The sequence below is a fragment of the Shouchella clausii genome (genome assembly GCF_002250115.1).
Taxonomy (GTDB): domain Bacteria; phylum Bacillota; class Bacilli; order Bacillales; family Bacillaceae_D; genus Shouchella; species Shouchella clausii.
On the sequence record NZ_CP019985.1, the window covers coordinates 3,545,376 to 3,558,647 of the forward strand.

14 protein-coding genes are annotated in these 13,272 nt (G+C 45.3%); 11 read left to right on the forward strand and 3 right to left on the reverse strand.

Going from position 1 to position 13,272, the window contains the following annotated elements:
- Positions 1-159: 159 nt before the first annotated feature.
- Positions 160-1,284, forward strand: a complete 1,125-nt coding sequence (dinB, locus tag BC8716_RS17245; protein ID WP_094427708.1) for a DNA polymerase IV — start codon at positions 160-162, stop codon at positions 1,282-1,284.
- Between the two features lie 292 nt (positions 1,285-1,576).
- On the forward strand, positions 1,577-2,800 hold the full coding sequence (locus tag BC8716_RS17250; protein ID WP_094427710.1) for an MFS transporter: 1,224 nt from the start codon (positions 1,577-1,579) through the stop codon (positions 2,798-2,800).
- A gap of 453 nt (positions 2,801-3,253) precedes the next feature.
- Here BC8716_RS17250 and lexA read toward each other — a convergent pair whose 3' ends face one another.
- Positions 3,254-3,880 (reverse strand): transcriptional repressor LexA, encoded by a 627-nt coding sequence (gene lexA, locus BC8716_RS17255; protein ID WP_011247010.1) that lies wholly within the window; start codon positions 3,878-3,880, stop codon positions 3,254-3,256.
- Between the two features lie 150 nt (positions 3,881-4,030).
- On the opposite strand from lexA, the gene BC8716_RS22355 reads away from it, so the two are divergent.
- The 8 genes from BC8716_RS22355 (at position 4,031) to BC8716_RS17290 (ending at position 12,261) form a co-directional block, all read left to right on the forward strand.
- Positions 4,031-4,216 (forward strand): hypothetical protein, encoded by a 186-nt coding sequence (locus BC8716_RS22355; protein WP_142300535.1) that lies wholly within the window; start codon positions 4,031-4,033, stop codon positions 4,214-4,216.
- 222 nt (positions 4,217-4,438) lie between these two features.
- The gene (locus BC8716_RS17260; protein WP_094427712.1) at positions 4,439-5,104 is read left to right on the forward strand and encodes a YneB family resolvase-like protein; all 666 of its coding nucleotides are present in this window, start codon (positions 4,439-4,441) and stop codon (positions 5,102-5,104) included.
- 231 nt (positions 5,105-5,335) lie between these two features.
- Entirely contained in the window at positions 5,336-5,575 is a 240-nt protein-coding gene (locus BC8716_RS17265) for a DUF896 domain-containing protein (protein WP_035201394.1), read from the forward strand.
- Between the two features lie 85 nt (positions 5,576-5,660).
- A complete protein-coding gene (gene tkt / locus BC8716_RS17270) occupies positions 5,661-7,658 on the forward strand; it encodes a transketolase (protein ID WP_094427714.1) in 1,998 nt (665 codons plus the stop codon).
- A gap of 161 nt (positions 7,659-7,819) precedes the next feature.
- Positions 7,820-8,248, forward strand: a complete 429-nt coding sequence (gene sirA, locus BC8716_RS17275; protein ID WP_094427716.1) for a sporulation inhibitor of replication protein SirA — start codon at positions 7,820-7,822, stop codon at positions 8,246-8,248.
- 166 nt (positions 8,249-8,414) lie between these two features.
- Positions 8,415-8,630, forward strand: coding sequence for a YneF family protein (locus BC8716_RS17280; RefSeq protein WP_011247005.1), 216 nt, complete (start codon positions 8,415-8,417; stop codon positions 8,628-8,630).
- A 95-nt stretch (positions 8,631-8,725) separates the two neighbouring features.
- The gene (locus BC8716_RS17285) at positions 8,726-10,480 is read left to right on the forward strand and encodes an ABC transporter transmembrane domain-containing protein (protein WP_094427718.1); all 1,755 of its coding nucleotides are present in this window, start codon (positions 8,726-8,728) and stop codon (positions 10,478-10,480) included.
- Positions 10,477-12,261, forward strand: a complete 1,785-nt coding sequence (locus tag BC8716_RS17290; protein WP_094427720.1) for an ABC transporter ATP-binding protein — start codon at positions 10,477-10,479, stop codon at positions 12,259-12,261. The genes BC8716_RS17285 and BC8716_RS17290 overlap by 4 nt, the downstream gene beginning before the upstream one ends.
- Before the next feature lie 42 nt (positions 12,262-12,303).
- Here the strand turns inward: BC8716_RS17290 and BC8716_RS17295 are convergent, their stop codons facing one another.
- Positions 12,304-12,768 carry a DUF2621 domain-containing protein gene (locus tag BC8716_RS17295; RefSeq protein WP_035201385.1) on the reverse strand — a complete coding sequence of 155 codons (465 nt, stop codon included), beginning with the start codon at positions 12,766-12,768 and terminating at the stop codon, positions 12,304-12,306.
- A 149-nt stretch (positions 12,769-12,917) separates the two neighbouring features.
- Here BC8716_RS17295 and ykzS point away from each other — a divergent pair, with 149 nt between their 5' ends.
- A complete protein-coding gene (ykzS, locus tag BC8716_RS17300; RefSeq protein WP_041824621.1) occupies positions 12,918-13,112 on the forward strand; it encodes a protein YkzS in 195 nt (64 codons plus the stop codon).
- A gap of 43 nt (positions 13,113-13,155) precedes the next feature.
- Here ykzS and BC8716_RS17305 read toward each other — a convergent pair whose 3' ends face one another.
- Complete coding sequence (locus tag BC8716_RS17305) at positions 13,156-13,236, reverse strand: YjcZ family sporulation protein (RefSeq protein WP_062750540.1); 81 nt, start codon at positions 13,234-13,236, stop codon at positions 13,156-13,158.
- Positions 13,237-13,272 lie beyond the last annotated feature (36 nt).

A 13,272-nucleotide genomic window follows, 5' to 3' on the forward strand; every position in this document is an offset into this window, starting at 1 on the left:
GAAAAACGTCATCACAGGTCTCCGTCAACCAAAGAGACAAGCTAAAACCGATCGTTGTTATACAAAATTTCACATACCCTACTATAACATGGCAATTGACAACCGATCAAACGTTCGCTAAAATGAAAATGGATACTGATTGGAAAGGGGAGAGGGAAGATGCCGTTTTCTGCAGGGATTCAATTGCCAGAACCACATCGGGATACAACTAGGAAAATCATTCACATTGATATGGATGCTTTTTTTTCTTCTGTAGAGGAACGGGACTGCCCTTCTTTACGTGGGAAGCCGGTTATCATCGCAAAACATCCCCGGAAAACGGGTGGGAAGGGGATCGTCGCAACAGCGAATTATGTAGCGCGGCAATACGGCATCCGCTCGGCAATGAGCGCATATGAAGCTTATAAACGTTGTCCTGAGGGGATCTTTATAGAAGGGAACTTTAGCGCTTATCGAGAGGCTTCACTTCAAATTAGGGACATTATGCATCGCTATACAGATTTAGTCGAGCCAATGTCCATTGATGAAGCTTACTTGGATGTCACAGAAAACAAATTAAACATAAAAAGCGCGACCCTTCTTGCTAAAAACATTCAGCAAGATATTTGGCGGGAAACAAGGCTAACAAGTTCAGCGGGCGTCTCCTACAATAAATTCATCGCGAAAATTGCCTCTGATTACCGGAAGCCAGCCGGCTTGACGGTCATCACGCCTGAACAAGCACTTGCCTTCATCCATCAATTGCCGATTGAAAAATTTCCTGGTATCGGTCCAAAAACAAGCAAAAAAATGCACGAGTTAAAAATCTACACAGGCGCAGACCTCTATCAAATGGAACAACTTGACTTGATCCATCATTTTGGCAAAGCAGGAATTTCCTATTATAGAAAAGCCCGTGGGATTGACAATAAGCCATTGAACTTACAGCGTGAACGGAAATCGGTCGGGAAAGAACATACGTATTTCCAGCCTTTGACGTCTGAAGCCGCTGTCTTGAAAGAATTGCGCCGTTTAGCAAAAGAAGTGGAGGCGGTTTTGGAACGACACGGCAAACAATGTAAAACCATCGTTGTTAAAATTAGGTACCGTTCCTTTGAGACGCTAACAAGGCAAACCAGTTTCACGGCACCGATCCGAGACAGCGCCGACATTTATAGCTACGCAGCAGAACTTTGGGACAAATTCGGCCAGGTAGACCGAGAAATTCGCTTGCTCGGCGTAACCGCCACTAAACTGGAGCCTGTTGAACATCAAATGATTTCATTGTTTCCTTATCATTTATAGGCTCCTAGAGAAAAAACAAAATAATCCCCACTATAATCAACAAAATAAACAACACGAGGATGGTTACCAATAAAGCCCAGCTGTTGTCGTTATCCATATAAACCCTCCTTGCCTTCCTTTGTTAGCCTATTCAACTGCATGAAATATGGTGATAACGGAATAATAAGCGCCCTTTTTCCGTTGCCTGCGATTGTAGCGCCCTCAAATCGCGATTTTCACGGTTTGACGGTTCTTCTTTTCCACTATATATTTAGATTGACGAAATAAAATCGATAGTAGTATGTAAACGAAGGTGATTGGAATACAACCTGAAAAACGAAATTTGTTCATCATGTGGTTTGCCAACTTTTTTGTTTCGGCAAGTATGACGATGGTCATTCCTTTTTTATCGCTATACATTGAATCGTTTGGTCACTACAACGTTGATGAAGTCCAGCGCTGGGCAGGATATGTGTTTGCTGTCTCTTTTTTTGTTGCCTTTCTTGTTGCCCCGCTTTGGGGAAAAGTTGGCGACAGGTTTGGACGAAAAAAAGTGTTGCTCGGTACAGGATTAGGCATTGCCTTATCCGTCTTTTTTATGGGATACGTTCATTCTGCTGAACAGTTGTTTGTATTGCGCGCTTTTATGGGCCTTGCCACGGGCTTCATTCCCGCCTCAATGGCGTTGATTGCTGCCCAAAGTAGTAAAAAAACAGCAGGTGAAATGCTAGGAACTTTGCAAACAGGGACAGTTTCCGGCGGTTTGCTTGGACCTCTTTTTGGAGGATTGATCGCTGATACAGTGGGAATGGAACTTACATTTTTGTTGACGTCATCGATTCTCCTAATCGCAACAGTCCTCGTTTTAATTGGCGTAAAGGAAGTTGTTTACGAAGAAAAAGGGGAGAGGAAAAGAAAGTATCGTTCAAAAGAAGTGCTTGGGCGTATCGTAAAAAGCCCGCTGCTCTTAATGGTGATGTTTGTTGCTTTAATTGTGCAAATGGCGCTGTTTAGTGTTCAACCATTGCTCGCCTTATACGTCAACCAGATTACCCATAATACTGAAAACATGGCTTTTTTAGCAGGTGCTGCCTTCTCGGTCACTGGGCTCGGCAATTTAATGCTAACTCGTACTTGGGGGCAATTCGGTGATCGGATTGGCCATGAAAAAGTTATGATGATTTTGCTGCTATTATCAGGCCTGTTGTTTATCCCACAAGCATTTGTCGGCTCTCTTTGGCAATTGATTGTCTTACGTTTTCTGTTTGGCATGGCCGTAGGCGGCTTATTACCGTGCACAACTGCTTTTATCCGTCAGGCGTGCCCTGTTGCTATGCAAGGGGAAGTACTTGGCTATAACCAAAGTTTTCGCTTTCTTGGAAATGTGTTAGGGCCCGTTCTCGGCGGAATGATAGCAAGTGGCTATGGCATCCCATATGTATTTATCTCGGCTGGCTTGCTGTTCCTGATGACAGCAGTCGTGCTTAAATGGACTCTTAGTCATCAGCAAAAGGAACATAGCAGCCAACCAGACTAAAAAAGCTTTCTGCGAGTGCTCTTCGCAAGAAAGCAAATGAAATTGAGGCTAATACGTTGGGCGAGAGGTGTTCTATAGCTAATTTAGTTGTCAAATGCCGCTCTACCAGTGCTTGATCGTTCTTGTCCTTTCCGGTGCATTGGAAAAGCGAGTGTTATGGCGGTCATCAGAGCATAGCTATCATGCTAGTTAGCATCGCCTATCGTTATAGTAGTGCTAAGCTTGTTTTCCTTTGCATACTACTGGCAGATTTGTGAAGGCATTGGCAATTAAATATTGGAATAAGTAGAACGACCTTCTTCTCATTTATTATATGTACGAGCGAAGAAACTGCTTGGTCATTTGCAAGATGGCAGCTACACAAAAAAGACTCTTTTATCATTCGATGAAAGAGTCTTCAGACTGTAGGATAACGCTCGCATACTTCGTCGTTTGTCTCGGTCATATAGTCCGTTAGTGGATCGTGCGGAACACTCCGATGACTTTGCCGAGAATCGTACAGTTTTCAAGGATAATTGGTTCCATTGAAGAATTCTCTGGTTGGAGACGAATGTAGTCCTTTTCCCGGAAAAACCGTTTTACTGTTGCTTCATTATCTTCTGTCATGGCTACAATAATATCGCCATTATCGGCTGTTTGCTGTTGCCGTACGATCACTTGGTCTCCATCGTAAATACCTGCTTCAATCATGCTTTCCCCTTGAATGACAAGCGCATACGTATTGTCGTAAGCGGCAAGGTGGTCGGGGAGTGGCAAGTAATCTTCGACGTTTTCAACAGCAGTAATTGGCACACCTGCGGTAACTTTTCCGATTACCGGAATAAAGCTTGCTGTCTCTTTTTTGACAAATGTATCATTATCAAATCCGAGAGAAAGGACTTCAATCGCCCGCGGTTTAGTAGGATCGCGGCGAATGTAGCCTTTTTTTTCTAGTCTGGCCAAGTGGCCGTGTACGGTGGAACTTGAAGCAAGCCCAACAGCTTCACCAATTTCCCGGACGGACGGCGGGTACCCTTTTTTCTTTACTTCATCTTTTATGTACGCCAAAATTTCTTCTTGGCGCTTCGATAATTTCGACATTTTCCCACCTGCTTTCATATGACTGTTCTAAACAAACTTTACCATATCGAACGTATGAACGCAAACATAAGTTCTAAAAAAGTAGTTGACACGAACAGTTGTTCTTTGTATTCTGGTAACAGAACAAACATTCTCTAGGAACGGGTGATCGTGTTGAGGAAACAAGATATGGGGCTAGTAGGCGGCGGCATTTTGACGGTATTGTTCATTTTCTCAAGTTTGGTATGGCCTGGGGAGCAGGAAAAAGACGAAAACAAGAAACACGAACAGCAAATCATGCAAGAGCAAATCGTTGAAACGACTTCGATTGATCGTGTTTTTCTAATTGACAATTAAGAATACGGCAGCAACGTAAGTAAGCAAATCGAAGGTGTGAAAGTCAGAAGTGTGAAAGCCAGAAAGACATACTTCATCTTTTTTAGATCGGAGGCATCTTTGTTGGTAAAATGGATAGGTTGAGGACGGTGGCCATGCCGCTAGCGCTGGCGACAGCGATTTGGTTCTATCTGTTAGCGGATACGGGCTAGCAGAATTTCACGGGAAGGAGGCCGCGGAGAATTGGCGGAAAATGGACAAAAACAACAGGCGGCTATCTATTGCCGGGTGAGCACAACGAAAGAAAACCAAACCAGTTCTTTAGAGCGGCAAGAAAAAGAACTGGTCGAATTGGCAAGGACAAATGGCATAGATGTACACACTGTTTTTAAAGAACAGGCGAGCGGCTATAGCCTGGAACGGGATTGCCTCCTTGCTTTATTGGATTTATGTAAAGAAGGGATTGTCTCTTGTTTGCTTATTACGGATGATACTCGTCTAGGTAGAGGAAAAACAAAAATTGCGCTCTTGTACCAATTGAAAAAATATGGCGTTACCATTTATACAGCCCATCATCAAGGGGAGCTTGTATTGTCTGAAGCGGATGAAATGGTGCTGGAAATTGTCGGTATAGTAGAAGAATACCAACGAAAACTACATAATTTAAAAATTAAACGGGGAATGAGGACGGCAGTAGCTAGTGGATACCGGCCAGAGCAGAACTTGTCTAAAAAACGAGGCGGCGGCCGCTACGAGCTCGATTTACCAGTGGAAGAGATTGTCAGGCTCCGTGACCGGGGGCTGACTTTTTATGAAATCGCCTTAACTTTAAAAGGGATGGGCGTTGATTGTTCAAAAGCGACTGTTCACCGCCGTTATCAAAAATACATAAAAGAAAAAAACGCATAAGCTGGTAGTTACCAGCAAAAAATGATACAAAACAGTGCTGAAGGAGAATAGGCGAAGGAAGAAACGAGTCTATAGGGGTTCTTGAACAACGGTTTCTTGGAACGACACTTCCAACGCATATGAGCGTGGCACAGCTATGCGATGTTTGTCTAGCCTTCCATAAGCGAATCGTTTGCCCTTGTGTTGCATGAGTGCTATGATGAGGGGCGAAATAAAAGGTAGGTGATGACGATGTTGTCAAAAGAAAAACTTGATCGCATCAATGAATTGTCAAAGCTAGCAAAAACAGTTGGTTTGACAAAAAAACAAGCAATGGAACAAAAAGCGCTCCGCAACGAATATTTGTCGGCTTTCCGCTCGTCGTTTACGGACCATCTCCATACTGTAAAAGTCGTCGACGCGAAAGGAAATGACGTGACACCACAAAAATTAAAGGATAGCAAGGCGCAAAAACATAAACGATTGCATTAACTGTACAAGTCTACTTAGGCTTGTACATTTTTTTCAGAAAGTATATGATGAGAGGGAAAGAAGGCAGCAGAAAGGGTGTTATCCATTGACAAAAAAAGTTGAAGAATTAGCTGTTAACACAATCCGTACGCTATCAATCGACAGCATTGAAAAAGCGAATTCCGGCCATCCAGGGATGCCGATGGGCGCAGCGCCGATGGCATTAAATTTGTGGACGAAGCATATGAACCATAACCCTGCAAACCCGAAGTGGTCAAATCGCGACCGCTTTGTGCTCTCTGCTGGCCATGGTTCCATGCTGCTATATAGTTTGCTCCATTTAAGTGGATACGACGTAACGCTTGACGACTTGAAGTCTTTCCGCCAGCTTGGCAGCCGTACGCCGGGCCATCCTGAATACGGACATACAGACGGAGTCGAAGCAACGACAGGGCCGCTTGGGCAAGGGATTGCCATGGCAGTCGGCATGGCAATGGCAGAGCGTCATTTGGCGGCTACATACAATACTGATAACTATCCGATTGTTGACCATTATACGTATGCGATTTGCGGCGATGGCGATCTAATGGAAGGCGTTTCCCAAGAAGCAGCTTCATTAGCTGGCCACTTGAAGCTTGAACGTTTAATTGTCCTTTATGATTCAAATGACATTTCACTTGACGGCGATTTGCATGAATCGTTCTCAGAGAGTGTCGAAGACCGTTTCAAAGCTTATGGCTGGCATGTTGTTCGTGTAGAAGATGGCACAGACATGGAGGAAATTCACCGTGCGATTGAAGAAGCAAAACGTGTAGACCGTCCGACGCTCATTGAAGTCAAAACAGTCATTGGCTATGGTTCACCGAACAAAGCAGCTTCATCGGCGTCACACGGATCTCCACTTGGGGCTGAAGAAGTAAAGTTAACAAAAGAAGCATACAAGTGGACGTTTGAGGAAGACTTCTACATTCCAGAGGAAGTGAAGGCTTATTTTGCTGCAGTCAAAGAAGAAGGGGCAGCGAAAGAAGCAGAATGGAACGACTTGTTTGCGGCATACAAGGCAGAAAATCCTGAATTGGCTGCGCAGTACGAGCGCGCTTTCTCAGGGGAGCTGCCAGAAGGATTTGACCAAGCTTTGCCTGTTTATGAACATGGGACGAGCCTTGCAACACGGGCTTCTTCAGGCGAGGCGCTCAATGCTCTTGCGGCCCACACGCCTGAATTGTTTGGCGGCTCTGCTGACCTTGCTGGCTCTAACAAAACAACGCTAAAAGGAGAAAGCAACTTTAGTCGCGAAAATTATGCTGGCCGCAATATTTGGTTTGGTGTCCGCGAATTTGCGATGGGAGCTGCCTTAAACGGAATGGCGCTCCACGGCGGATTGAAAGTATTTGGAGGAACCTTTTTTGTCTTCTCCGATTACCTGCGTCCGGCTATTCGCTTATCTGCGCTTATGGGCGTGCCAGTCACGTATGTGCTTACTCATGATAGCGTTGCTGTTGGCGAAGACGGTCCAACCCACGAACCGGTAGAGCATCTTGCGGCATTGCGGGCAATGCCTGGCTTGTCCGTTGTCCGTCCAGGTGACGGAAACGAAACAGCTGCGGCTTGGAAAATCGCACTAGAGTCGACAGACCGCCCAACGGCGCTCGTTCTTAGCCGCCAAAACGTCGATACGTTAAAAGGTACTGACAAAAAGGCTTATGAAGGGGTCAAAAAAGGGGCATACATTGTATCGGAGCCAAAAGATAAACCGGAAGTTGTGCTGTTGGCAACTGGTTCAGAAGTGCCGTTAGCTGTAAAAGCACAAGCTGCACTTGCTGATGAGGGCATCGATGCTTCAGTAGTTAGCATGCCGTCTTGGGATCGTTTTGAGGAGCAGCCACAGGAATACAAAGATGCGGTCATTCCGAGAGACGTAAAAGCGCGCCTGGCGATTGAAATGGGCTCTTCATTTGGATGGGCAAAATACGTAGGCGACGAAGGAGACGTGCTTGGCATTGACACGTTTGGCGCTTCTGGAGCAGGTGAAGCGGTCATTGCTGAGTTCGGCTTTACGGTTGACAATGTCGTTTCACGGGCAAAAGCGTTGTTAAAGAAATAAGGCATGCGTTTGTCCTAATTGAGAATAACGAAAAAGAAAAAGGCTCTACCTGAGCCTTTTTCTTTTTCGACAAAACTAGCGATCAATTTCAGCGGAAAAAGACAGTTATTTCAGAACAAAAAGTGTATACTAGCAGTAGCTTATCCGGGAGGCGATAGACAATGAGGCACTATGAGCTTTATTTGCTTAGTGATGAAGTGGCCGCTTCCTTTTCAGGAAAAGAGGCCAAGCTGTTTCAATTGTTTACAGAACGGGCAAAGGCGAAGCAAAGCGAACGGCACATCTATGACCGGCAAGTGGATTACATTACGAAACCGCTTCCGAAAGCCAAACTCCACGAAGCGCTGCATAAACGGTATGGGCTTAAAAAAGGAAATCGTTATGAGCTGCGTTCAGCATTTAATGAGAGAAATAGATGCCTCGTAGAGATTGACGATAAAAGTATCCAGTTGGAAGCACTCGGTGATTTAAGTGCAGAGACGACTGTATTTGATGTGTTGAAGGAAGTCGACAGTCATTTTTTTGCAGTGAATGTCGCAGATGGGCGCTTTGGCTGGCTCCAACCTTTTGAAAAACAACGCGTGCTTTAAGCGCGCTTTTTTCATGTAAAGTGTTCGCAGCGTCCTGTTTTGACATGTATCTTGAATAATAATGACTGAATCAATCGCAAGTCCTTTTAAATTAGAAAGGGCTCATGTATAATAGATTAGGTTGTATACGAGCTAACAAGAAAGGGTTAAGGAGGAAGAAGCAGGAATGGTTTGGCATATTATCGGCTATACAGTCGCTGTTCTTGCGGGATTAGCCATTGGCTTTTTCATTGCCCGCAAAACAATGATGTCCTATTTGAAAAAAAATCCGCCAATCAATGAACAGATGTTGCGTGTTATGATGCAGCAAATGGGTCAAAATCCGTCGCAGAAAAAAATCACGCAAATGATGAAAGCGATGCAAAAGCAACAGTCTAAATAAGTGAACACCCTGTCTGAGCGGCAGGGTGTTCACTGTCATTGGGTTTTTAAATAATATGAATTTTTACTGAATCGATCCAAATGGGAGGCAGGGATATGCGGGTTTTTGTCGACTTAAACTGGTTTTTTAAAAAGCATTGGCGCGCTTATGCGAGCGGAATCGCAGTGCTTGCCGTCGTCTCTTTTTTATCGCTCATTCCCCCTCGTGTGATTGGGGAAGTTGTCGATCAGATTGCCGACGCGAGCTTAACACCGTCTGCATTGGTAAACGATGTCGGCTTGATTCTAGGGATTGCTGTTGTTTTATACATATTGCGTTTTTTGTGGCGTTTACTCATTTTTGGGACGTCGCTAAAGTTAGCTCGGCAAATTCGCTTCGATTTGTATCGGCATTTTACGAACATGCCTGCTTCCTTTTACCATAAGCGGACAACGGGGGACTTGATGGCCGTATCCACAAACGACGTGCGCGCGGTCCAAGCGACTGCTGGGGAAGGCGTGTTAACAATAGTAGACGCGTGCTTGCTTGGTGGGATGGTCGTCGTAACGATGGCAGTTTCGATCAGTTGGCAGTTAACGTTCATTACATTGTTGCCCTTGCCGTTGATGGCGCTCTTAACGAGTTATTATGGAAAACTGCTTCATCGTCGTTTTGCTGGAGCACAAGCTGCCTTTAGTGTTTTAAACAACACCGTCCAAGAAAGTATAGGCGGAATGAAAGTAACGAAAGCATTTGGCCGTGAGCAAGAAGAGGTTTCCCGTTTTGCAAAAAAATCAGCCGATGTTGTCGAAAAGAACATGGCTGTTGCGAGGGTCGATGCCTTGTTTGATCCAACCATAACGATTGTGATCGGCAGTTGTTATTTGCTAGCAGTCGCTGTTGGAAGTTTTTTTGTAGCTGATGGGGCGATGACGATTGGCCAGTTGACGTCTTTTTTCGTTTATTTAGGTCTTTTGATCTGGCCGATGTTGGCGATTGGTATGTTCTTCAATGTAGTGGAAAGGGGCCATGCATCGTATGACCGCATCCGCGCTGTGTTGAATGAAAAGTCAGACATTGTTGAAAGGGAGCAGGCACTTGATTTCGACATCCAAGGCGAGCTCGACGTCCGTATTGACGCTTTTCGCTATTCGCCAGACGGTGCAAATGTGCTTGAGAATGTCCATTTTCACTTGCCGAAAGGTGGGACACTGGGCATTGTCGGAAAGACAGGCAGCGGAAAAACAACATTGTTGTCACTGTTGCAGCGCACGATCGATGTTACGGAGGGGGATATTCTCCTTGATGGCCATTCGGTCCGGGCTTATCAACTTAGCTGCATTAAAGACGCATTTGGCCTTGTGCCCCAAGAACATTTTCTTTTCTCAGCGACCATTGCTGAAAACGTTGCTTTCGCGAAGCCAGAAGCGTCAATGGCAGAAATTGTCGCTGTCTGTAAGCTAGCGCAAGTCCATGAAGATATTCTCCGTTTCCCTGCTGGTTATGACACCATTGTTGGAGAGCGGGGCGTGACCCTTTCTGGCGGGCAAAAGCAGCGTATTTCCATTGCACGGACGCTGTTAAGCGACCCAACTTTGCTCGTACTTGACGATGCCCTGTCAGCTGTCGATGCGAAAACAGAGGAAGCGATTTTACAAGCACTTCAAACAGAAAAACGGGAACGGACGATTATCATGACGGCCCACCGCTTAAGTGCGATTAGCCACGCCTCCCTTATTCTAGTGCTTGCAGATGGAAAGGTTAGCCAATCAGGCACTCATGCTGAACTAATGCAACAAGGTGGCTGGTACAAAGAAATGTATGAGCGCCAGCAGCTAGAATCGGCCGTGGAACAGGGGGGGAATGAATGAAACATACAGATGGCGTTATGACAGGACGTGAGCAGCGAGCCGTTTTTTGGCGGCTTATCCGTTACGCCGGCCCGCATAAGAAGCGGTTCATGCTGGCCCTTGCTATTATGATGGTGGCTGCCGGAGCGGAACTGCTGCAACCGATTTTGATTGCCCGCTTTATTGACGGTTATTTAACGCCGCAATTGTTTGAACTGAAACCACTGTTAGCGCTTGCGTTCTTGTATGTAGGGCTATTAGTAGCGGCTGTGATTGGCCAGTATGTTCAAAGCGTCCTTTTTTGGCGAATTGCGCTAAACATTGTCCAAGCATTACGGCTCGATGTATTCGCCCACGTACAAAAGCTAGGGCTGTCTTTTTTTGACCGCATGCCTGGTGGCGCTCTTATTTCACGGATTACAAACGACACCGAAGCCATCAAGGAACTATATGTTAGCGTGCTCGCGGTCTTTGTTCAAAACGGCGTATTTATGATGGGGACGTTTTTGGCGATGTTTTACTTAAATGCGACACTTGCCTTCTATTGTTTGGCTTTTCTGCCGCTACTTCTTGCTGTAGTTGGCTTGTACCGTAAAATCAGCTCTCGCTTCTATGAACAAGTTAGCGCCAAATTGAGTGAGATCAATGCGAAGTTGAGCGAGTCGATCCAAGGGATGGCCATTATTCAAGCTTTCCGGCAAGAAAAGCGTCTGCAAAAAGAGTTTGCGGATACAAATGAAGCTCATTACCGCGCAGGGTTCCGGGCGATGAAAGCAGACGGCTTGCTGCTCAGGCCGATCGTCGATGTGTTAAGCCACCTTGCCATTGCCATCGTTCTTTTGTACTTTGGCTTCGGTTCCTTTGCTGGGCCAGTAGAAATAGGCGTTTTATATGCGTTTGTTAATTACCTAGACCGCTTTTTTGAGCCGGTCAACCAAATCATGCAGCGGCTATCTTTATTCCAACAAGCGATTGTTTCTGCTGGGCGGGTCTTCCGTTTAATGGACCAACAGGAGTTTGCCCCAGGTAAACAGGGGGACGATAAGCCGCAAATGGCAGAGGGTGAAATTGAATTTGACAATGTGACTTTTTCTTATGACGGGAAAACCGACGTGCTAAAAAACATTTCATTCACCGTCAAAAAAGGCGAGACACTTGCCATTGTTGGCCATACTGGTAGCGGGAAAAGCTCTATCATTCATTTGTTGTTGCGTTTTTATCCGCTGAAGCAAGGCTCTATTCGTATAGACAGAAACGAGCTATCCGCCTATCCAGAGGAAGAACTAAGGCAAAACGTTGGGCTTGTGTTACAAGACCCGTTTATGTATAGCGGTACAATTGCAAGCAATATTACGCTCTCCCGTGATGGGTATACGCAAGCAGATGTAGAGGCTGCCGCCGCTTTTGTCGGCGCTGATGCATTCATTCATAAATTGCCTGACGGCTATCAAACGGAAGTGACTGAAAGGGGAGGAACGTTTTCAAGTGGCGAACGGCAACTGCTTTCTTTTGCAAGAACGATGATAGCCGACCCGCCTATTTTAATCCTCGACGAAGCGACAGCTATGGTTGATACGGAGACAGAAGAAGCGATTCAAAAAGCACTTGTTGCCATGGAGCAAAACCGGACAACGATTGCCATTGCCCATCGCCTGTCGACGATTAAGCACGCTGACCGAATTTTGGTTCTCCACCAAGGAGAAATTGCGGAACAAGGTTCCCACGAGGAGTTGCTGAGCAAAAAAGGGCTTTATTATAAAATGTATTTGCTACAGGCAAGAGAAAAAACAGCCGCCATTTAAATGGATTAAAGCCTGTCCGGCCACTGGCCAACAGGCTTACAGTCATTGTGCGTTCATTTTACGGCTTTCTGCATTCCGATCAAGCAAATGTTCGTACGGTGCCAAATCAATTTCTTTTTCGGTTAGTTTTTTAATCAAGAATTTATGGTCGCGTTTTGGTGTAGCGATAATGTAGCCGCGGATCATAATGTCTAGCGTCAATGTAGTCGCTTTTTCTTTAATGGCAATCTCGCTAATTTTCCCGGCAATCTTTTCCTTTGCGACATCGCGAAACAGTTCGGGTACAGGCTCAACGAGTTCATTAAGCAACGTACGCTGGTCTTCTCCCCATAGGGGCAATGCTTGGTTAATGTAATGTTCTTGCCAATCAAGAATCGATTTGCCGTCGGCTTTTGGCAAGCGCTTTAAAAATTTGCGGAACATAAAATAGCCACCGATGAGCATAAGTCCAAGCAAGATGAACGTCCATAGAATAATAAAACTCATAAACCAATCCCAGCCTGACATGTTCATCCTCCCATTTTGCTTGTTCTTCGCATTCACTGTATCATAAAATGGGTAGAGGCGCTAGCAACATGGCGTTTTTTTCAATTGAGTAAAAAGGTCTGGCAAACGAATATTGACTCACTGCTGCGTTAATCAAGGGGGGCTGGATAGTGACAGAAGAAAAAGCAGCGCAATTGCTGCAAGCATTACGGACGAATGAAGTAACCGAAGTGACGGTATCAAAAGAAGAGTTTCCGGTGTTTCGCAACGTATTGACGAAACAAGAGGATATGAAAAGTTTCCGAGGAGCAGCCAAACATTTTGGTACGGTTGTTTATACGTACGAACCTGGCTGGACTGCGTAAAGAAAAATGCGATAAAAGGCTGCGATGGCAGCCTTTTACGAGCCTAGAACCAGCTTGCGCCGACAATTACTAGCAAGATAAACAAGACAACGATAAGTGCAAAGCCTCCACCATATCCGCTCATAGTTGAACCTCCTTTTAACAAGGTATGTTCTAGTCT